Source organism: Chlorobaculum thiosulfatiphilum, from assembly GCF_006265165.1.
GTDB classification, from domain to species: domain Bacteria; phylum Bacteroidota; class Chlorobiia; order Chlorobiales; family Chlorobiaceae; genus Chlorobaculum; species Chlorobaculum thiosulfatiphilum.
On sequence record NZ_VDCH01000007.1, the window covers coordinates 74,191 to 94,494 of the forward strand.

Here is a 20,304-nt window from a genome sequence, read left to right on the forward strand (position 1 = left end):
TTCTTTGTTCAGCGGAGAGGGTGGGATTCGAACCCACGGTACACTTGCGCGCACAACGGTTTTCGAGACCGCCCGATTCAACCACTCTCGCACCTCTCCGTGTATTGTTCAATCAGGGACTGTGAATATAAGCGCCGGGAGCGGTTTTAGCAAGAATAATTTAGGTGAGGCGTGGGTTCACCGGAAAGGTATGTTCCAAGACTATTTTAGTGCATCGATCATTTCAAATATACGTTAAATCGTTGTTCTGTAGGTGGGTAACCCCTTCTTGCGAGCAAACGCCGGGCAAGGACGAGCTGGCCAGAAAGCCGCTGCGGGGGCTTGCCGACGAGTGGACGCGCTGGGGTTCTCGGTCTTGCACTGGCAGTTGAGACGCGAAGGTTATCAGATCAACCACAAACGAACGGAGCGACTGTACAGCGGAGAACGCCAGAAACTGCGGGTCAAACGGCATGGGAAGACGGTTGCCGTTTCCCTTTGCTGAACGTCATGGGCAGTTACCGTCGCGATTATCTCGGCTGTGAATAAATTGCCAGCAAACGGGCGCGCAGTGCTGCGAGATCGTCACCAACATGACGCAGTTGCCGCCGCCCCGCCAATTGCCGCGCCCGAACCGCCGAAGGTGGGCAAGATCAGGAAGGTCGTCGAAGCGCCGCCGGATCAGACGGTGTTCGACAAGGAAGCGATGCGCATCGCGATGGAGACGAAGTACACCGCAGGAGTGGAGAACGGCAGAAGGGTGAGGCGAATGATGAATGATGAGTTATGAATGATGAATTGAAGAGCGAGGGTTGACTTGTAGGGGCGGCTCTTGTGGCCGCCCTGATTTTTTTGAGATATTTCAAATTCATTGTTCAATAATTTTCCAGTAGCCGGTTTTGTCGCTTCCTGTACGTTCTATTATTCCTTTTTCTTTGAGTTCTTTAATTCTACGTTTAGCAGTGCTTAAACTTATATTCAATCGTTCACTGATTTCGGCAGTAGTTATTTTATTGTTCTCTTTTATCAAAGAAAATACAGTGTCATTCGGCATTTTTACAGTGTCACGTGCTGCCGGAATGTAATGGACATGCATTTCGCGGTTTTTCAGCGAATGATTTTTTTGATGAATCAAGTTTGAAAGAAAATTGACAAGATATTTATCGGTTTTGTGAATGCTTTTGGACAAATCTTCGTAATTGGCGCGAACCAGTGCATTGCGGAAATACCACGAATGCTCCGCAAACAAATCATTGTTTACCTCTTTAAAACCAAGTTTACGAAGATATTTTATCAAATAAATCGCAGTTGTTCTTGTGTTTCCTTCCCCAAAAATGTGGATTTGCCACAAGTAGGAAATAAATTGCGCTATGTGTTCGATAATCTCTTGCTGGTTTAAGCCGCTGTAGCTAAACTTTTTTTCCTGCTGAAAATCATACTCTAACGTTGCTTTCAAGCTTTCGGAGCTGGCATACAAAACCGTTTCTCCATTTAAAACCCACTCTTTTTTCGTGATGTTGTAATCGCGGATTTGTCCTACGTGAGCATAAATTCCATCAAACAATCTGCGATGAAGAGTAAGGTATTCGGCTGGTGAAAACGCAAATGTTTTTTCGCTCAAAATTTCTGTAATACGTGCAGAAACTTTATCAGCTTCTTCGGTACGGTCTTCGTCATTTTTTATGGGGTGCTGTTTGTAATAGCTGTCTATTTGCTGTTTTACTTCTTCAATGGTAATGTCGCCTTCAATATTTTGTCTGGCCGTTTCTATGAGGTAGTCAGACGGTGTTAGCCCGTCAACTTTTTGCAAGCCGATAGCAATTTTCCAATCTTTCGCTTTTTCTGCTTTGGTCGGCTCGCTCTGTCGTAAGTATTCTTCAAAATTATCCATTCTCTGAACTATGATTTACCTTTCAATTTCAGCTTGTCGTTTCTGCATACTACACTTTAAGATAACAAATTGTGGTAAGAAATCGTTTTTTGCCTCGTCCGACAACACAGCTCAAGCCTCACGCCCTGCCCGTCACGTAATATCCAAAAAGTCATAGTTTTAACTATTCTCTACTATTTTTATTTCTTCATGAGTTAAGCCATAAAGCTCATAGACCATTTGGTCTATTTTCCTGTCTATGCGATCTATTTCGGATTTTAGGGCGTTTGCCTCTGCTTTCTTTTTGTTGAAGTATTGCATCCACTCGGCTTCTTCTTCCAAGCTGAGTTTGACCTTAGCCTTTGTAAGCTCCGCCAAAAAGCCATTGAAATCCAACTCAGGCCAGTTCTGGATCTTCATGCTGGGTTTGTCGATGGAGAATTTTGATCTAAAATGTTCAATAAAGTTGGACCTAAGTTCTAAGTGAGTTAAAATTTGTTTTTCAATTTTTCGAACCAGGGGTACAAACGCCATTTGCTTATTCGAATCAATTTTCTTGATTGATGTGCTTTTAAGATTAGGTGCGGAAAACAATAGGTAGCCACCCGACATTCTCAAGCCATCAAACAGACATTCAAAAGTGTAGTTGTAGAGTTTAGAGTTTAACCAAGCCAACAAGTACTCAGGAACAAAGTCATCAGAAAAGCTATGAATGCAATTTGTATTAATTGATGCATATTCCCCATTTCGATCGTAAAATGCTTCACACCTCAGCCCAATCTTTGATATGATGATTTTCGGAGAGCTGTACAGGTTATGTCGATTAGCTGAAATAGTCTCAGAATCCTTTGGTAAATAAGGGAATAGGTGTTTAGCTCCCTTGTCCGTTAATTCTTCGCGACCCCAAGTAGTGAAATATGGATCTATCGTCCCAGTATTTATTAGCTTATATCCTGAGTTTTGGTTAATCAGAGTTGAATATTCATCCGCTTCACTAGCCGTTGAGGTTGCATTTATCACTCCGGCAACAGCTAATGTATCAGATTGATTGATTACTTTTTCTGTAATCGGAAGTTTATCATTTAACAAAAAACCAAGTATGCTTTTATCAATTATTTGCAATCGTTTTGACGGAAAAGGCTTTCCTTCGAATTCCTTTGTCAACTCGTTAAATTTACCAGAGTTAACATCATAATCCATTCCCGAGCGATTCGCCAAAACTGTGATAATGGGATAAGTACTTGCGTCGGGAAAAACCTTTTTATCTGAATAATTTACTATACTCTCAATTTCATAATTTGCAATTATATGCTCCCGTAATGCTGTTCCGTAACTTGCCGATAAAAATCGGTTTGGTGTAATGTAGGACAGATAGCCATTAGGGTGAAGAATGTTCATTCCGCGTTCAAAAAAGTATATGTATAAATCAACTGTTCCTTTGGCTGTTTCATAGTTTGACTTAAGGAAATTATATTGCTCTTTAGTAGAGAATTTCTTGACTTCATTGGCACTAACATAAGGCGGGTTCCCTATCACCACATCAAAGCCGCCTTTGTGCTCGGTGCGGAAGGCGTGTTCTACTGTGGTGGTAAAATTGTCTATTATTTTGACAAGAGATGATTTGGCAAGGTGGTGAACAAGGGGTTTAAACCCCTTGTTGAGATCATGGCTGGTACCCTTCCCTATATCGCTCCTCGAGTCGAGTCCCCTGTCGATCCCTGAGTCGATCCCTGTTGTCGAGTCGATGCCCTTGCCCTTGATGTTACTACTTCTCGCGTTCGGCGGCAGGTTGTGCTTTAGGCGGTTGTTGCGTATGTAGTCTATGGTATTGGCCAGTTGATTGTGGTCCTTTATTTCCTTACAGCCGAACTTCTGTGTCCAGAGCGGTACGCTTTTTTCTCCTTCTTTTTCGAAGAGGGATTTAACAAGGGGTTTAAACCCCTTGTTGAGATCATTGTCGAGATCGTTGTCAGGATCATTGCTGATACCCTTCTCCTTGTTCATCCCCTTGTTGTTGTACCTATGCAGTTCGCGGGAAGTTCTTCCCTTTACTTTCCTTACTATATCAGCTACTTCATCTTCTTCGCATACCAGAAGCATGTGCATATGGTCGCCACAGATGTTGAAGGCCAGCACATTCAGACCGCTTTCCTTTACTATTTCCGCAATAGTCTGTGTTATCAGTAATTCATCATCGGGTTCCAGCCAGATGGGTTGCGCATCGGGGCGTAGGCCGTTATCCCTTTTCTCACGAACTTTATATTCCGCCATGCGTTGAGATGTTCGACTATCGTGTGTGGCCGTGGTAATATGGTAGGCGCGTTTTTCCTTCTCCCGGAACACAGATGGAAACTGCTCCTGCCAGTTAAAGGCCAGTTTTCCTGATACTTCGGGGTCATCTATCAGGCTGTTGCCCACTTTAATGTTGCTGCTGAGCGAGGTGAGCTTGCGACCTTTTTTTGCGGTGCGGAGCCATAACGAGAGGCGGGCAATTTCCACGCTTTCCTCGTTGATGTCCACCCCATAGATGTTGCGTTCCAGAATGTGGTTCTCCACATCAGGGAATACAATCGGATAACCTAACAGTTGGCTTTCCAGCTCATCCAAATAACGGTGTTCGGCTATCAGAAACTCCAGGGCCTGGTTAAGAAAAGCACCCGAACCGCAGGCAGGGTCGCAGATGGTGAGTTGTAGCAGCCACTCGCGATATTCCTTCAGTAGGGCATCCAGCTTTTTAAGGGTCTCCTTTCTTCTGCCCTTTCGCTCTTTGGCAAACTCCTCTTCATTCATACCGAGTTCCTGCTTCTTCTCATCGCAGAGTTTGCCCACGGTATTGTCCACAATGTACTTGGTAATGTACTTTGGCGTGTAGAACACCCCATCTTTCTTTCGCCTGGTCTTGCTTTTGTCCAACTCCTCGCCCGCTAACTGAGCGCGTACATTCTCGATATCGTTGAGGCTATGCTCAAAGATGTGCCCAAGGATATTGGTGTCCACCTCGGTCTCGAAATCGTACTCGGTGAGTTTGAGCACGTGCTTTTCAAGCACTCCATCGGTAATGGTGAGGCCATCCAACAATGGGTCGGGTTTGAAGAGGCCTCCGTTGTAGGCGTGGATTATTTCCTTGCCTGGTACATTCCGCCCTTCATTCAAGTACTTGAAATAGAGCTTCACGCGGTCGTACAAAGGTGTGTATGCGTCAAGGTCTTTTAACTGCGACCAATGATTTACAATTTGCGTGATGCTGTTTGGCGGTAGCAATCCTTTGTCTTCGGCAAAGAAGATGAACAGGAAACGGTCGAGCAGTTTCTGGCTTTTTTTGTAGAGTTCCAGTTCATCGGCCTCAGGATTGTTCTGGCACATATCGCTCCAGAGGACGCTCTTAAAGGCCGAATAATCCTTGTATAGCCGCTTGGTGACTTTCTCTTCTTCCAGCAGGCTTTCTTCCTTGACCTTTTGCGGAATGCCGCCCAGCAGGTTTTCTTTCTGCAGGAACAGCCACAGCAGTTTGAACTGGTCGTAGGAAAGCGTAAACAGGTTGAACTCCACATGTTCCACCGCATTGTGGATGTAGAAACGCAGCTTTTCAAAGTTGCTGGTTATCACATAGACGCAATTGGGCTGATTGTTCTTGTAATTGAACGCCTGTTCGGTCACCTTCTCTAGGTCTTTGGTATCGGTGCCCTTGAGTTCTATTACGGCTAATGCGTTGCCATCTTTCAGAATAGCGCCATCGGTCTTCTTGGCATCTTTGCTGTTCTTGACCTCGGTCGTGAGGTTGAAATCAGGATTTGGGTTGATGGTGTAGCCGAGAATGTTGACGAACAGTTCGCGCAGAAATCCCTCTTGAAACTGTTCTTCCTTGCTATTGCGGATATTCTCCTGAACGGCACCATCCAGGAAATATTTGCCAAAGGCGACAAACGCTGCCTGAATCTGCGCTTCATCTTGCGCAGCTTGAAATTTTTTCAGTACAGAGGATTGGTAGATGCTCATGTATTTTTATTGCACTCAACTTGTTTATCTGTGCTACTTTGTCGGCCTTATTCAACACCTTATACGAAGGTAAATAATTTGTAATGCATGGCAAGCAAATATGCCGCAGCATTTCCTCATCCCCCCACACACAAAACGCGAAAAGCCGGGAATTTCCCGGCTTTTGCAAATAGTGTCGAATCTTCGTAATGGCTTCGTCAGACCTCCATGATCTCCTTTTCCTTCAGGGCGATCAGTTCGGTGATCTGCTTTTCGTACTTGTGCAGAAGATCGTCCGCGTCCTTTTTGCCGCGTTTGTACTCGTCCTCGCCGATCTGCTTCTCCTTTTCAAGCTTCTCGATCTCGTGGATCATGTCGCGGCGGAGATTGCGCAGCGAAACTTTGGAATCCTCGCCGAACTTTTTGGTGAGCTTTACGAACTCCTTGCGGCGCTCCTCGGTGAGCGGCGGAATGCTGACGCGGATGTTCTGGCCGTCCGATGAGGGATTGAGGCCAAGATTGGCGTCGCGGATCGCTCGTTCGGTGGGGCCGACCATCGACTTGTCCCAGACCTGCACCGTGAGCGTGTGGACATCGAGCACGCCAACGTTGCCGACCTGCTTGAGCGGCATCTGCGATCCGTAAGCCTCCACCTTGACCCGGTCGAGCAATGTCGTGGTGGCCTTGCCGGTGCGGATCGAGGCGATTTCGTGCTGGAATGCCTCGATGGTTTTCTTCATGCGAGGCTCGATTTTCTGGATAACGTCCCTTGCAGTCATGGCGGTATCTGGTTTGATTCAGGCGATCGCTTACTCGGCGCTGGCTTTCGGAGCAGCCTTCGCGAAGCGTTTCTTGAAGCGCTCGACGCGGCCAGCGGTATCGACGAGCACCTGCTTGCCGGTGTAGAACGGGTGGCAACTGCTGCAAATATCGACCTTGATGTTGTTCCTGGTGGAGCGGGTCTCAAAGGTGGCGCCGCAGTTCGCGCAGTTGACGGTAACTTTTGTATACTTTGGATGAATCTCTGATTTCATGACCTCTGGGATTACGTTGCCTGGATGACAATAAAAAAATGATCAGGAATTAACTCTTTTTTCTGCTAATAAGCAAGCTCGGACGCCAATTCGTCATGCCACCGTTTTTACCGTTACAAGGGATCAAGGGCGTCGGCCCCAAGCGCGCGGCGATCCTCGCCGAGGCGGGCATCCGCTCGATTGCCGACCTGTACGACTGCTTTCCGCGCCGCTACCTCGACCGCACCACGATCAAAAAAATCAGCGCGTTGCGCGACGGCGAGACCGTGACCGTCGTGGGCAGCGTCACCGGTACGCGGCTCGAAGGCAGCGGCGGGCGCGGTGGCTCGCGCTTCAAGGCGCAGGTCAGCGACGGCTCAGGTGTACTCGAACTGACCTGGTTTCGCGGCGTGCACTACTTCTCGAAAGCCATCCACGCTGGCGACCTGGTCGCGGCGCATGGGCGCGTCACCTTTTTCGGACGCACGCCCGGAATGCAGCATCCCGACTTCGACAAGCTCGGCGGTGACGGCGAGGCGTCCGACGACGGAGCGCGGGACGACGAGCTGTACAAGACCGGCGCGATCATTCCGATCTACCCCACCACCGAGGCGATGAAGCAGGCGGCCCTCAATTCGGCGGCCTTGCGGCGCATCGTGCATCGCGCCTTCCGCGACCAGCCGTTGCGAATCACGGAGTACCTCAGTCGGGAGATCGTCGAATCCTACGACCTGATGCCCATCGGCGAGGCGTACCGGCAGCTCCACTTTCCCGACTCCGCCGAGCAGCTCGACCGGGCGCGGTACCGGATGAAGTGGAGCGAGCTGTTTTTCGCGCAGCTCTTTTTCGCCCTGCGCCGCGCCGGAGAGCGGCGGAACATCGCCTCGGCGCGGTTCGAGCGCTCCGGCGCGATGACGGCGGGGCTGCACGAGCGCCTGCCGTTCACGATGACCGGCGCTCAGAAGCAGGCGGTACGCGAAATCTACCACGACCTGAAGAGCGGTCACCAGATGAATCGCCTGTTGCAGGGCGACGTGGGGTCGGGCAAGACGCTCGTGGCGCAGTTCGCCATGACCCTCGCCGTGGACAACGGCTTGCAGGCGGCCTTCATGGCGCCGACCGAAATTCTCGCCTTCCAGCACTACGCCGGATTGCGGCACACGCTCGAACCGCTCGGCATCCGCGTGGCGCTCATCACCGGTCGCCAGAAGAAAAAGCAGCGCGAGGATCAGCTCGCCCGCCTCGAACAGGGCGAGATCGACATCGCCGTCGGCACCCACGCCATCATCGAGGCGGGGGTGCAGTTCCATCGCCTCGGCCTCGTCATCATCGACGAGCAGCACCGCTTCGGCGTGTTGCAGCGCAAGGCGTTGCAGGAGAAGTCGGAGAACCCGCACGTGCTGCTCATGACCGCCACGCCGATTCCGCGAACGCTCACGATGGGCATCTACGGCGACCTCGACGTCTCCGTCATCGCCGAAATGCCCGCCGGGCGCAAGCCGATCCAGACGCGCCTCTGCCGCGACGAGCAGAAGCCGGAGCTGTACAAGCTGCTGCGCAAGCAGATCGCCGAGGGGCGGCAGGCGTACATCGTTTATCCGCTGGTCGAGGAGTCGGAGAAGATGGACCTGAAGGCGGCCACGGAGAGCTACGAGCAGCTCAGGCTGGAGGTGTTCCCGGAGCTGCGGCTGGGGCTGATTCACGGGCAGCTTCCAGCGGCAGAGAAGGAGGCGGTGATGGCGGAGTTCCGCGGCGGCGGCATCGATCTCCTCGTCGGCACGACGGTGATCGAGGTGGGCGTCGATGTGCCGAACGCGACGATCATGGTGATCGAACACGCCGAGCGCTTCGGCATTTCGCAGCTTCACCAGCTCCGGGGGCGCGTCGGGCGCGGCGAGCACGCCTCGTCGTGCTTCCTTGTCTATACGAAGCTGGCCGGTGACGCCAAGGAGCGGTTGCAGGCGCTCGCCTCGACTGGCGACGGATTCCGTCTCTCCGAGATCGATTTGCAGATTCGCGGCGCGGGCAACCTGCTGGGCCGGGAGCAGTCCGGCGCGGCGAGTGGCCTGAAGATCGCCGACCTCCTCACCGACGGCGAGATCATGCGCTCGGCGCGAGCGGCGGCCTTCGAGCTGATCCGCCGCGACGAAGCCCTCTCGCTCGCCGAAAACGCCCGGATTCGGGACTACTACGAGAACTATTTCCGAAAGCGAATCTCGCTGGCCGACGTCGGGTGAGGGAGAAAAGGGGATTCTTCTCGATCATCGAAACTGGTGACGCTGGAGGGGCAACCCTCGCGGTTGCCCTTTTTCGGAAGCTTCGGAAATGCCGTGGTGCACCAGGGCAGGCGCGAGGCCTGCCCCTACGGGGAATTGATAACAGGACCCGATTTCGACTGCCTCGCCCGCCGCAATTTCATTGCTGCAGGGGCAATCCCCCCGTAGTCGCCCTGTCACGAACGCATCGGAAAAATATCGGCACACGCGGCTGCATGGTGTGCGCCCGCTCGCTATCCGGGAAGGTCGATGTTTTTGCGGATGATTCTGATGGCCGTTTCGACCAGGCTTCGCAGGCCGGGGAAGAGGTTGTAGGCTTCGGCGATAAAGAGCATCAGCATGGCGCTGACGATGTCGAGCCGGTTCTGTGACGATTCGAGCAGCGCTTCGATTTTGCCGCGGATCATGGCCGTTTTATCGAACAGCACCACCACCGCCGGGGCGATGACCAGCGAGCCGAGAATATCCGACGGATAGTGCCAGCCGAGGGCGACCCGGCAAAGCCCGGCGCTGAGGAGCGACCAGACGAAAACCGCGATGCCCGCCCGCCGGTTCAGCAGAAAAATCGTCATTGAAAGCGCGAAGTAGAGCATGGCGGTGTCGCTCGGAAAAGAGCTGTCGTGATCCCATTGTTGTGTGGCCATATGCAGGGTGATGGTGGGGTCGAGCACGGGTCGCGTGTGCACCTGAAGCAGATATTGCATCGCAACCGAGAGGCCGACCGCCGCGCAGGTTGCCAGAAGACCGCTCAGAATCCGGCTGCGGCGTTCAGCGGAGGCGTTGCCGAACCAGAGCAGCAGCAATGGGAAAAAGACCGGGATTCCTCTCAGCAGAGGGTTTTCACCAACGTTATAGACCAGCAGCCTGAAAAGCCTGCTACCGTTACCGTCTCCGGCAAGAAACTCGCTGAGTCCTGTGACGATGGCGGTGTCGAGAGCGCTGATGTTCATTGCAGGGGTATGGTTGGATGTTGAATATTATATTCAGCGTAATATAGGAATAGGGTTAAATATATAACCTTTTGACTCGTCTCCCCGATTCTTATCACAATTCCTGGCGTTTCGTGGGGTTTCACGGCTTCCATTATGGTATCGGAAAAGCTTATATTCTATACTTTTTGCTCCTGCGTCTTTTTGGGGGAACAGGAAAAAGCCCGACTAACCGGGGATAATCACTTCAGACTTTTTTCATGAATGAAACGCTTTCGGGCGTGGTGACGCGAGTCACCGGCGCATCATATATCGTCGAGACCGGCGATGGCCTGAAGGTCAGGTGCAGAACCGTGCCCAGCACCGTGAGCGAAAACGAGGGGGCGAACCTCGTGGCGGTCGGCGACCGGGTGGAGTTTCGGCTGAAGGCCTCCGAGACCGACATGGCTGAAGGGGTGATCGTCCGCGTCGAAGAGCGGCGCACGTCGCTGGTGCGGCGGCGGGAGGTGCGGCGCAACCGGAGCAAGGAGAAGGAGCAGGTGATCGTCGCCAACATCGATCAGCTCGTGCTGATCACCTCGTTCGACGATCCGCCGTTCAACAGCCGCCTGGTGGATCGCTACCTCGTCTTTGCCGAGTCGGAGAAGTTGCCGCTGCTCATCGTGGTCAACAAGATCGATCTCGACGAGGAGGGGATGGTGGAGGATGATCTGGAGGTCTATCGAGAGCTTGGTTGCAACATCTGCCTTGTCAGCGCCGAGGATGGGCGTGGGATCGAGGAGTTGCGCGAGCTTTTGCGCGACCGGATGTCGGCCTTCAGCGGCCACTCCGGCGTGGGCAAATCGACGATCATCAACCTGCTTGTCGGGCGCGAGGAGCTGCGAACCGCCGAGACGAGCAACAAGACCGGCAAGGGGGTGCACACCACCACCAGTTCGGCGATGTTTCCGTTGCCGGGCGGCGGCTACGTGATCGACACGCCGGGCATTCGCGAGTTCAACCTCTCCGGCATCACCCGCGAGAACCTGCGGTTTTACTACACCGAGTTTCTGCGCTACATGCCGGAGTGCGCCTTTTCGTCGTGCTCGCACACAGTCGAGCCGGGATGCGCCGTGATCGCGGCGGTCGAGTCGGAGGCCATCGACGCCGGACGCTACGAGAGCTACCTCGCCCTGCTCGATTCGCTCGACGAGTGAGGTCACGGGGTGATTCGGACGGATCAGGCGGATAATCCTGTTTCGATCACGATTTCGATGGCACAAGAGAGCGTTGCCCTCAATCGTTATGCAACGGGTTGCCGTTGACGCGATACTGTTTTAATCCGAACAATAAAGAACTCACAGATATGATCGTTACCATCAATCCAGCGACCGGCGAAAAGATCGCCGAATATCCGGTGATGATTGCCGGGCAGCTCGATGGAGTGCTTCGCCAGGCCGAAGCGGATTTCCGCCGCTGGCGCTCGACCGGCTTCGCGGAGCGTAGCGCCTGCATGAAGCGGCTCGGCGAGCTGCTTCGCGCGGAGGCTGCCGAACACGGGCGGCTCGTCACGCTCGAAATGGGCAAACCGCTCGCGCAGGCGGTGGCCGAGGTGAACAAGTGCGCCTGGGTGTGCGACTACTTCGCCGACCACGCCGAGGAGTTTCTCCTCCCGGAGGAGAGCGCCATTGACGGCGCGACGGGCGTGGTGCGCTTCGAACCGCTTGGTGTGATTCTTGGCGTGATGCCGTGGAACTTCCCGTACTGGCAGGTGATCCGCTTCGCCGCGCCAGCCATGATGGCCGGAAATGGTATCGTGGTCAAGCACGCGCCGAACGTTACCGGCTGCTCCATCGCCATCGAGCAGCTTTTCCGCGACGCAGGGTTTCCGGAGCATCTCTACCGTGCGGTGCACATCGATCTCGACGAGGTTGACAGGCTGACCGGCTTCATGATCGACCATCCGGTCATCAAGGCGGTCTCCGTGACCGGCAGCACCGGCGCGGGTCGGGCGGTGGCGACCAAGGCGGGCCGGGCGCTCAAGCGCAGTGTGCTGGAGCTTGGCGGCAGCGATCCCTACATCGTGCTCGATGACGCCGATCTCCGCCAGGCGGTCGATGCCTGCGTCGCGGGCCGCCTGCTCAACGCCGGGCAGAGCTGCATTGCAGCCAAGCGCTTCATCGTGCAGTCGGGAGTGATCGGGGAGTTCACGCGGATGATCGTCGAAAAGATGCAGCGGGCGGTGATGGGCGATCCGTTCCGCGAAGGCACCGAGGTCGGCCCAATCGCCCGCGCCGACCTGCGCGATCTCGTCCATTCGCAGGTGCAGCGGAGCGTCGAGGCGGGCGCGGCGCTGCTCTGCGGCGGCCATGTGCCTAACGCGCCGGGCTGCTACTATCCGCCGACGGTGCTTTCCGGCGTCAAAAAGGGGATGGCCGCCTACGAGGAGGAGATCTTCGGCCCGGTCGCCACCATTATCGAGGTGGCTGACGATGACGAGGCGGTCGCCGTGGCCAACGACAGCGATTACGGCCTCGGCTCCGCTGTATTTTCGGGCAGCGCGGAGCGGGCGCTCGCCGTCGCCGAACAGCTCGAAACGGGTAACTGCTTCGTCAACGCGATGGTCAAGTCCGATCCGCGTCTCCCGTTTGGCGGCGTCAAGCACTCCGGCTACGGGCGTGAGCTGTCGCACCACGGCATCCGCGAGTTCGTCAACATCAAGACGCTGCTTCTGCCGGGCTGACCGGGCGCGGCGATGGCGTTCCGGGGATGGGAAAAGCTGCCGATCCGCATCGAGAGCGGCGAAACGGTCGAGGCGATTGCGCCGGTGATCGTGTCGGCCAGCCGCGCCACCGACATTCCGGCGTTTCACGCCGAATGGTTCATGGCGCGGCTCCGTGCGGGTTACGCGCCGTGGCGTAATCCCTTCAACGCCTGGCAAACGCAATACGTCTCGTTCCGTAAAACGCGAGCCGTGGTTTTCTGGAGCAAGAACCCCGCGCCGCTGCTGCCGCACCTGCCTGCAATCGATGCCCTCGGCATCAACTACTATTTCCAGTTCACGCTGAACGACTACGACGCCGACGCTCTCGAACCGGGCGTACCGCCGCTCGTCGCGAGGGTCGAGACCTTCCGGCGGCTCGCCGACCGCATCGGCCCCGAGCGCGTCGTCTGGCGTTTCGATCCGCTCGTGCTGACCGAACGGCTCACCGCCGAAGCGCTGCTCCGCCGGATCGAGCGCCTCGCCGAAGCGTTGCGCGGTTGCACCCGCAAGCTCGTCATCAGCTTCGCCGACATCGAGCGCTATCGGGCAGTTCAGCGGCGTCTGTCGCGCCATTCCGCCGGGGCGCGTGAGTTCACGCCGGAAGAGATGGCTTCGTTCGCCGTGCGGTTGGTCGAGCGCAACGAGCGCTGGGGGTTCGAGCTGGCGAGCTGCGCCGAGGAGATGGCGCTGGATGGCATCGCGCCGAATCGCTGTATCGACGACCGGCTGCTTGCCCGGTGTTTCGGCGACGATGCGGAGCTGATGGATTTTCTCGGAGTCGATCCTCTGTTTCCGGGCGAAGCGTCGAGCCGCGCTGCGTTGAAAGATCGCGGTCAGCGCAGGGCCTGCGGCTGCATCGTCAGCAAAGACATCGGCGAGTACGGTACTTGCGGGCACGGTTGCCTCTACTGCTACGCACAGCGGTAAAGGAGGCGTAGTGGCGGGGCGTAGTGGCGTAAAAAACAAACCGGGGCGTCGATGCGCCCCGGTAGAGTGAAGAATTTTGGTTCGTCGGCAATCAAACCATTTCCGCCGCGAGTTCGGACAGATAGGTCTTGATCGATTTGTGCTTGTCGAGATTGAGCTTGCGGTGCATCCGGTAGCGAATGCTCTCCATGCCTCTGGTCGAGATGCCGATCGATCGGGCGATCTCGCGCGTGTCGTAGTTGAGCTTGACCATCAGGCTCACCCTGAGTTCACGCTGGTTGAGGTTTGGGTGCTTTTTCTGGAGTTTCGAGAGGAACTCGGAGTCGCCGACCGTCAGCTCGGTTTTGAGGCGTTTTTCGGTCAGCTCCGTCTCGATCATGTTGTGGCACTGCTCGAGAATCTTCTGCTTGTCGGGCTGCTCGATGTCGAGGTTCCTGATCTGGTCGCAGATCATGTGCAGGGTCGAAGCCTTTTCGCCGACAGCGGTGGAAATTCGCGTCAACTCCATCTCCTGCGCGGCGATACGCGATTTCAGCGCGGCTTTCTCCTGCTCGAACCGCTGGATCTCCTTTTTGCCAAGCTCCACCTGGGCGTTGAGCTGGATGATCTTCTGGCTCAGCTTCTGGTCGCTTTCAGTTTTGAGATGCTGCATCTCCTTTTCATGACTTTCGTCTCTCGCCTTCAAATCCTCCTGCATGTGATCGATAGCCTTGAAATAGGGGTAAAAAGGATCTTCGACGGTCGGAAGGAAAATTTTCTGGTTGAGCATGTTGAGCCACGAAATCCTGGCGATGGTCGCGAGGAACTCGTTTTTCATCGTGTCCTCCTCATCGACCTCCTGTTCTGCCGGCATTTCGGGGGCCTTGCCCGACTGGTATTCGATGAGGGAGGTCATGGCATCGGCGTAGTCATCCCTGAGCAGCACGGTCATCGTGTTGGGCGCCATCGCGGCGAAGGTTTCGATGATGATCCGGCACGATTCGTCGATGTTGTAAAACACGACCACCTTGAAATCGAGGCCAGAACCGTAAACAATGTTGTTGATCCCTTGCTTGTACTGGTAGGAGATGTTACCGATGTTGTTCATGTCCCAGAGGAGGTAGAGCGGAGAGTCCTTGATGCCGCTCTCTTCGAGCACCTTGTTGACCAGGTCGATGCTCATGGAGTTCAGCGTAATCGGATGGTCCGATTCGACGTAGTGATGAAAAATGTTGTCGCCGATGAGGTCGAGACGCTTGACGTAATCTTCTCCGGCAGGAACGGATTTCCAGTTGTGCTTCGAGGTGATCGGAAGATTGGAGATTGGGCAGGTTTGCATAGGTGCTTCAATTAATGCGTTATGAAAGGCACCTGTCATGAAGTATAATGATACTGTTATGATGCAGGTGTTACAAACATTATACGACTTTTTCTGTGATTATTCCCAATAATTACTGAAAGCCAAGTAATATATGAGATGATTTTCTACTGAAATATGGGGCTGGCTGGCGTATTGTCTGGGTAGGATTCGGCGATGAGCGCAATTTTGATTTTTACAGCGCTCATCGCTGGTATTCATGCATCTTTCTGAGCCGGGTCAGTGCAAACCGGTTTTACGCCTGGCTTTGTGGTTCAGAGTGATTCTGCGGCAAGGTTCGCAAGGTAGGTTTTGAGGGAGTTGTGTTTGTCGAGACCGATTTTCTTGTGCAGACGGTAGCGTATGCTTTCAATGCCTCTGGTCGAAAGTCCGAGAGATCTTGCAATATCGCGTGAGTGGTAGTCCAGCTTGATCATCAGGCTGATCCGGAGCTCTCTCTGATTGAGATTCGGGTGTGTTTTCTGAAGTTTTGAGAGGAAAACGGAATCGGTTTCTGTCAGTTCCGTATTGACCAGGGCGGCTTTTTCGCTGGTTTCGAAGAGGGCGGCGCATTGGGTCGAAACTTTTTCTCTGGATGCCGGATCGAGATCAAGAGTTTCGATCATTTCGCACAAACTACGCAATGCGGCATTTTTTTCGGCATTCGCCGTTGAAATTCTCGTGGCTTCGATCTCCTGCGTGGCGATTCTTGAAAGCAATGCGGCCTCCTCTTCCCTGAATCGCTGTTCGCTCTTTTTACCCAGTTCGACCTGTTCGTCGAGCAAAGAGTTCTTGCTCGCCAGAAGCACCCGGAACTCCTGTTCTATCCTTTCGAGATTCTGCTGGTGCTCATCTTCCAGCGACTTCATGTCGCGGCGCATCATGTCGAGAATCTGGAAATAGGGATATGATGCATGATTTTCGGGAGGAACTTTTCCCTGTTCATCGAACTGCCCGAGCATGAGCATTCTTGATACTTCGCCCAGGAACGCATCCCGGAAAGCCTTGTCCGTTCCGGCCTCGGCTTTTGTTCCGGCAGATTTGCCCGATTTGAAGTCGAGAATCGAGTGTATGCCTTCTTCGTATGATCCGGAGAGTATGACCGGAAGCTTGTCTGTCGCCAGGCTCTGAAGCATTTCAAACTCAAGCCTGACGGAGGGCTGGATATTGTAGAGCACCATAAGCCTGAGGTCAAACTCCTGAGCGGTGAGCAGGTTGGTGAACTCTCTCTTGTACAAGAACTTGAGGGTGGCTACAGGCGCGCAGTCCATCAGCACAAATACCGGATTGCCGGTGAGGTTCTCCTCGGCGACCAGGGAGCTGAAATCAGCGGCATACAGATGCTCCGGAGCGATGCCATGGTCGGCAAGTTCCTGCACATGAATGATGTCGTTGCCAATCAGGCTATATTTTCTGGTATAGTTACCCTGGCGATGTTCGAAACTCCAATGATCTTTTTCGGTAACCGAAAGTCCTGAAGCGGGGCATTGGGTCATGATGATGGACTTTAGGAATTGAGAAGATGAAAACTACTTTTAACTATGCCAATTACTTAAATATCCGATATTGTCATTACTAAAAAAAACAATAACTATCTTTTTTTTCTGCGTTATAACGTCAACATCATAAGCGATTGCCGTGCTGTTTCACTTCAGATTATAAACCATGCCGGTAAAAATACTCTTTGTCTGCTACGAAAATATTTGTCGTTCTCCGATGGCGGAGGGGGCTTTCGGTCACGCGGCGTCGCTGCACGGCGCTGAGGCTTGCTTCGAGATCGAGTCCGCCGGCACGGTGTGCTACCAGTCCGGCTCTTCTCCCGACCACCGCGCCGTGCGGGCCGCCGGACGCCACGGCATCGACATCTCCGCGATTCGCGCCCGCTGCATCGACGACCTCGACCTCGCGTGCTTTGACCGGATTTTCGCGATGGATGCTGAAAATTATCGTGATATTCTCGACGCGCTCGACGGCCTTTCGGTGCCGGTGCACATGATGACCGATTTCGCCCACTCCGACGCGGGCGCTGAAATCGAAGATCCGTATTATGGCAGCGAGTCGGGTTTCGACCGTACGATGGAGCGGCTTCTGCACAGCGCCACGGGAATCGTGTCGGCCTTGCGGACGGCGTACAACCTGCCCGCCGACGCGACTGAAGCCGAGTCGATTTTTCAACACACCCAACGCGGCGATGAGCGGTAGCGTTACCTTTATTTTCAATCCGGCAGCCGACAAGGGGCGCGCCGCCTCGAAGGCCGTTCTCATCGAGCGCTCGCTCGCGCACTTCGAGGCGGCGTCGCTCGAAACGACGCGCTTTGCCGGACACGCCGCCGACATCGCCCGCGCCGCCGCTCGAGATGGCGCGACGCTCATCGCCTGCGGCGGCGATGGCACGCTCAACGAGGTGGTCAACGCCGTCGCGGGCCAGCCGGTGAAGATTGGCGTCCTTCCCGTCGGATCGGCCAACGATTTTCTCAAAACCTTCGACCCCTCGGCCAAAGAGCACGAGTCGCGCATCCGTGGATTCGCCGGAGCCGCGAGCCGCCGCGTCGATCTCGGCAAGGTCGAGTTCAGCGGCGGCGAGTCGCGCTACTTCGTCAACTCCATCGGCATCGGCTTTACCGGTCGGATCGCCAGCACGGTGAAGGCGACGCCGTGGCTGCGGGGAGAGCTGTCGTACGCCTGGGCGCTGGTGCGGGTGCTTTTGGGTTATAGTGCGGTAAAAATGCATATTACGCTCGATACTGTAGAGGGGACGGTCGAACTCGACGAGCCGGTGTTCGCCTTTTCGGTCTCAAACGGGAAGGTCGAGGGCGGCAAGTTCCGGATTTCGCCGGATGCCGACCAGTGCGACGGGCTTCTCGATGTGTGCATTCTCAAGGCGATCCCGAAATGGCGCTTGCCCGGATATGTGCTCAAATATCTGAAGGGCAGCCAGATTCACGATTCCAAAGTCATCTACTGCAAGGCCAGGTCGATCGCGGTGTTCCTCTCCGTGGACGAGGCCATGCACATGGATGGCGAGGTGATCGACCGGGCTGGCGGCGCAATCGGCATCACCGCCGAGCCGCTCGCGGTCGAGATGCTGTACGAGCCATAACGAAAAATCGATTTCCATGCAGGTCATCATTTTTGAAGACGAAAAAACGCCCAGCTTCTCGCCGCTCGCCGATCTGAAGCCGGTCTGCGACCTCGTGACCGGTTGCCATTCGCTCAGGGAGCGCTTCATCGCGGCCTTCGGCGGGCGGGCGGCGCTCACCTGGCACATGCGCCGCCACATTGCGCCGTGGTTCAGCGAGAACAACCCCGGTTCGGTGGTCAACAGCGTTCTGGAGGAGGAGGTGCTGCTGGTCAACGGTCGTCTCATCTGCGATGCGGCGGTGATGCAGTTCATCGACGCAGGCCGGATCGCGTCGGGCCAAGCCGTCATCCAGAACGGCAACCTTCTTTTCTGCCGAACCAAGGCCGAGCCGCTTCATTTTTCAGAAACGGTGTTTCCCGATACCATCGATGGCATGGTTGTGGCTGGTGCGCTTTCGTGCGTCGAGGTTTCCGGGTTCCGGCTGATCGAGAATCTCTGGGATTGCGTAGCGATGCATCCGGCGATGATGCGCGAGGACGGCGCGGCTCTCGCTCTCGGTCGCATCGAAGGCGAGGTGCATCCGTCGGCGATTCTGGTCAATCCGTCGGCGATCACCATCGAGCTTGGCGCAGAGGTGAAGGCTGGCGCGGTGCTCGACGCCTCGGACGGCTTTATCTCTATTGGCGCGGGCGCGGTGGTCGAGCCGATGGCTCTGCTGATGGAGAATGTCTATATCGCGCCGAACGCGAGGGTGAAGAGCGGGGCGCGGATTTACAGCAACGTCTTTGTCGGCGGCGGCGCGAAGGCGGGCGGCGAGATCGAGGATTCGATCATGGAGCCGTTCTCGAACAAGCAGCACGACGGCTTCCTCGGCCACTCCTACATTTCGAGCTGGTGCAACCTCGGCGCGGGCACCGACACCTCCGACCTCAAGAACAACTACAGCCAGGTCAGCATCGAGACCGCGCACGGCAAAATGGCCACCGGCCAGCAGTTCCTCGGCCTCCTGATGGGCGAGCACTCGAAATGCTCCATCGGCACCCGCTTCAACACCGGCACGGTCGTCGGAACCTCGTCAAACATCTTCGGCAACGGAATGCCAGCGAAATACATTCCCTCATTCTCCTGGGGCGACGGCCACACCGGCGCGGCACGGTACGAAGCCGACAAAGCTGTCGAGACCGCGAGAAAGGTGATGGCCCGCCGCAAGGTTGAGATGAGCGCGGCGTACGAGGTGATGTTGCGGGCGGTGGCGGGGGAGTGCTGTAACGGATAGAGAATATCTCAGGAGGAAAAACAATGGATGATCTGGAACGTGCAATCGAGAAACGCAAAAGCATTGATCCTGAATTTGCCGAGAATTTTGATAAAGGGTACGAGGAGTTCAAAACCGGAGTGCTTTTAAAAGAGGCGAGAAAAAACGCCGGGTTTTCTAACCCGACATTCGATAGCGAACAAGAAGGCCAGCCCTCATTTTGAGGTGGCTTTTTCTTCCATTGAGCATACCAATCATGTAGGGGCGCATGGCGTGCGCCCGCGTATGCCGGATCAATTCCAATCTGACGGAACATAAATACGCTGCGCTCTTGTTTGCTACGGGTTTTACGAATATCTTGCTTTTGCATTAAGTGTTGACTGGATTACAAGGTATCAACACCTTTCCATTTACAGAAAATGCCACACGTAAGCACCTCCATACGGATCACGCCCCTCGATACAGGGGGCGAAAAACAACAACGACCAAGCGCACGCTGGTGCCGCAATCGCAAATTTTTGCTTATTCGTGAATCGGATGGGGTGATCGATCTGACGCTCAGGCAGTGGTGTATGTTCAAGCACTATAACTCTTCGAAAGTTAAAATAAACATGATGCTTTTTGTTCTTATATTTCTGAGTTATGAGAAGTAAAATGCAATTAAGCGGTGATAGATAATCTGGTTGAAATAAGTATAATTTATTATATCATAAATTAAAATGAATATTGAGATGGGGTCTTATAAGAAGATGAATTTAAAAAAAGCAGAAGCTTTATCACAATTAACTAAAATTGATAAGCTTGCATTAGAGTTGAAAAAAAAATACGGTATTACCATTACTGGGCATCTCTAAAAAGAGCGATTTGAAATATTCTTCTGACCAGCGACATCGAAACAAGGCGATATTGCCCTGCAAAC

At 54.3% G+C, this 20,304-nt stretch carries 16 protein-coding genes, 1 tRNA gene and 1 pseudogene; 10 read left to right on the forward strand and 8 right to left on the reverse strand.

Features of this window, described 5'->3' with window-relative positions; translation table 11 throughout:
* Positions 1 to 12: 12 nt before the first annotated feature.
* Positions 13 to 99 (reverse strand) — tRNA-Ser (locus FGF66_RS05170).
* Between the two features lie 173 nt (positions 100 to 272).
* On the opposite strand from FGF66_RS05170, the pseudogene FGF66_RS12930 reads away from it, so the two are divergent.
* Positions 273 to 525 (forward strand): annotated as a pseudogene (locus FGF66_RS12930) (IS3 family transposase); the annotation flags it as partial.
* Positions 526 to 550: 25 nt separating this feature from the next.
* Positions 551 to 769 (forward strand): hypothetical protein, encoded by a 219-nt coding sequence (locus FGF66_RS05175; RefSeq protein ID WP_211341978.1) that lies wholly within the window; start codon positions 551 to 553, stop codon positions 767 to 769.
* Between the two features lie 78 nt (positions 770 to 847).
* Here FGF66_RS05175 and FGF66_RS05180 read toward each other — a convergent pair whose 3' ends face one another.
* The 4 genes from FGF66_RS05180 to rpmE all read right to left on the reverse strand — a co-directional run bounded on the left by FGF66_RS05180 (position 848) and on the right by rpmE (position 6,858).
* Entirely contained in the window at positions 848 to 1,870 is a 1,023-nt protein-coding gene (locus FGF66_RS05180; protein WP_139456625.1) for a Fic family protein, read from the reverse strand.
* 159 nt (positions 1,871 to 2,029) lie between these two features.
* Positions 2,030 to 5,845 carry an Eco57I restriction-modification methylase domain-containing protein gene (locus FGF66_RS12795; protein ID WP_211341979.1) on the reverse strand — a complete coding sequence of 1,272 codons (3,816 nt, stop codon included), beginning with the start codon at positions 5,843 to 5,845 and terminating at the stop codon, positions 2,030 to 2,032.
* 197 nt (positions 5,846 to 6,042) lie between these two features.
* Positions 6,043 to 6,603 carry a ribosome recycling factor gene (gene frr, locus FGF66_RS05195; protein ID WP_139456626.1) on the reverse strand — a complete coding sequence of 187 codons (561 nt, stop codon included), beginning with the start codon at positions 6,601 to 6,603 and terminating at the stop codon, positions 6,043 to 6,045.
* A 30-nt stretch (positions 6,604 to 6,633) separates the two neighbouring features.
* The gene (gene rpmE / locus FGF66_RS05200; RefSeq protein ID WP_129051843.1) at positions 6,634 to 6,858 is read right to left on the reverse strand and encodes a 50S ribosomal protein L31; all 225 of its coding nucleotides are present in this window, start codon (positions 6,856 to 6,858) and stop codon (positions 6,634 to 6,636) included.
* A gap of 95 nt (positions 6,859 to 6,953) precedes the next feature.
* Here rpmE and recG point away from each other — a divergent pair, with 95 nt between their 5' ends.
* Positions 6,954 to 9,074 (forward strand): ATP-dependent DNA helicase RecG, encoded by a 2,121-nt coding sequence (gene recG / locus FGF66_RS05205; RefSeq protein ID WP_139456627.1) that lies wholly within the window; start codon positions 6,954 to 6,956, stop codon positions 9,072 to 9,074.
* 272 nt (positions 9,075 to 9,346) lie between these two features.
* Here the strand turns inward: recG and FGF66_RS05210 are convergent, their stop codons facing one another.
* Positions 9,347 to 10,063 (reverse strand): phosphatase PAP2 family protein, encoded by a 717-nt coding sequence (locus FGF66_RS05210; RefSeq protein ID WP_139456628.1) that lies wholly within the window; start codon positions 10,061 to 10,063, stop codon positions 9,347 to 9,349.
* A gap of 239 nt (positions 10,064 to 10,302) precedes the next feature.
* On the opposite strand from FGF66_RS05210, the gene rsgA reads away from it, so the two are divergent.
* The 3 genes from rsgA to FGF66_RS05225 all read left to right on the forward strand — a co-directional run bounded on the left by rsgA (position 10,303) and on the right by FGF66_RS05225 (position 13,712).
* Positions 10,303 to 11,238: a ribosome small subunit-dependent GTPase A gene (gene rsgA, locus FGF66_RS05215; protein WP_139456629.1), complete on the forward strand. Its 936-nt coding sequence runs from the start codon at positions 10,303 to 10,305 to the stop codon at positions 11,236 to 11,238.
* Positions 11,239 to 11,387: 149 nt separating this feature from the next.
* The gene (locus tag FGF66_RS05220) at positions 11,388 to 12,764 is read left to right on the forward strand and encodes an NAD-dependent succinate-semialdehyde dehydrogenase (RefSeq protein WP_139456630.1); all 1,377 of its coding nucleotides are present in this window, start codon (positions 11,388 to 11,390) and stop codon (positions 12,762 to 12,764) included.
* Between the two features lie 12 nt (positions 12,765 to 12,776).
* Positions 12,777 to 13,712, forward strand: a complete 936-nt coding sequence (locus FGF66_RS05225; RefSeq protein WP_139456631.1) for a DUF1848 domain-containing protein — start codon at positions 12,777 to 12,779, stop codon at positions 13,710 to 13,712.
* A gap of 91 nt (positions 13,713 to 13,803) precedes the next feature.
* Here the strand turns inward: FGF66_RS05225 and FGF66_RS05230 are convergent, their stop codons facing one another.
* Both FGF66_RS05230 and FGF66_RS05235 read right to left on the reverse strand, forming a co-directional pair.
* Complete coding sequence (locus FGF66_RS05230) at positions 13,804 to 15,030, reverse strand: helix-turn-helix transcriptional regulator (RefSeq protein WP_170181223.1); 1,227 nt, start codon at positions 15,028 to 15,030, stop codon at positions 13,804 to 13,806.
* A 293-nt stretch (positions 15,031 to 15,323) separates the two neighbouring features.
* Positions 15,324 to 16,544, reverse strand: a complete 1,221-nt coding sequence (locus FGF66_RS05235) for a helix-turn-helix transcriptional regulator (RefSeq protein ID WP_139456632.1) — start codon at positions 16,542 to 16,544, stop codon at positions 15,324 to 15,326.
* A gap of 169 nt (positions 16,545 to 16,713) precedes the next feature.
* Between FGF66_RS05235 and FGF66_RS05240 the strand changes: the two genes are divergently transcribed.
* Genes FGF66_RS05240 through FGF66_RS05255 form a run of 4 tightly spaced genes read left to right on the forward strand, consistent with a single transcriptional unit; the run spans position 16,714 to position 19,609 of the window.
* The gene (locus FGF66_RS05240; protein ID WP_139456633.1) at positions 16,714 to 17,250 is read left to right on the forward strand and encodes a low molecular weight protein-tyrosine-phosphatase; all 537 of its coding nucleotides are present in this window, start codon (positions 16,714 to 16,716) and stop codon (positions 17,248 to 17,250) included.
* Positions 17,240 to 18,148, forward strand: a complete 909-nt coding sequence (locus FGF66_RS05245; protein ID WP_139456634.1) for a diacylglycerol/lipid kinase family protein — start codon at positions 17,240 to 17,242, stop codon at positions 18,146 to 18,148. Before FGF66_RS05240 ends, FGF66_RS05245 begins: the two co-directional genes overlap by 11 nt.
* A 16-nt stretch (positions 18,149 to 18,164) precedes the next feature.
* The gene (locus FGF66_RS05250; RefSeq protein ID WP_139456635.1) at positions 18,165 to 19,406 is read left to right on the forward strand and encodes a GlmU family protein; all 1,242 of its coding nucleotides are present in this window, start codon (positions 18,165 to 18,167) and stop codon (positions 19,404 to 19,406) included.
* Between the two features lie 23 nt (positions 19,407 to 19,429).
* The gene (locus FGF66_RS05255; RefSeq protein WP_246046584.1) at positions 19,430 to 19,609 is read left to right on the forward strand and encodes a hypothetical protein; all 180 of its coding nucleotides are present in this window, start codon (positions 19,430 to 19,432) and stop codon (positions 19,607 to 19,609) included.
* Positions 19,610 to 20,304 lie beyond the last annotated feature (695 nt).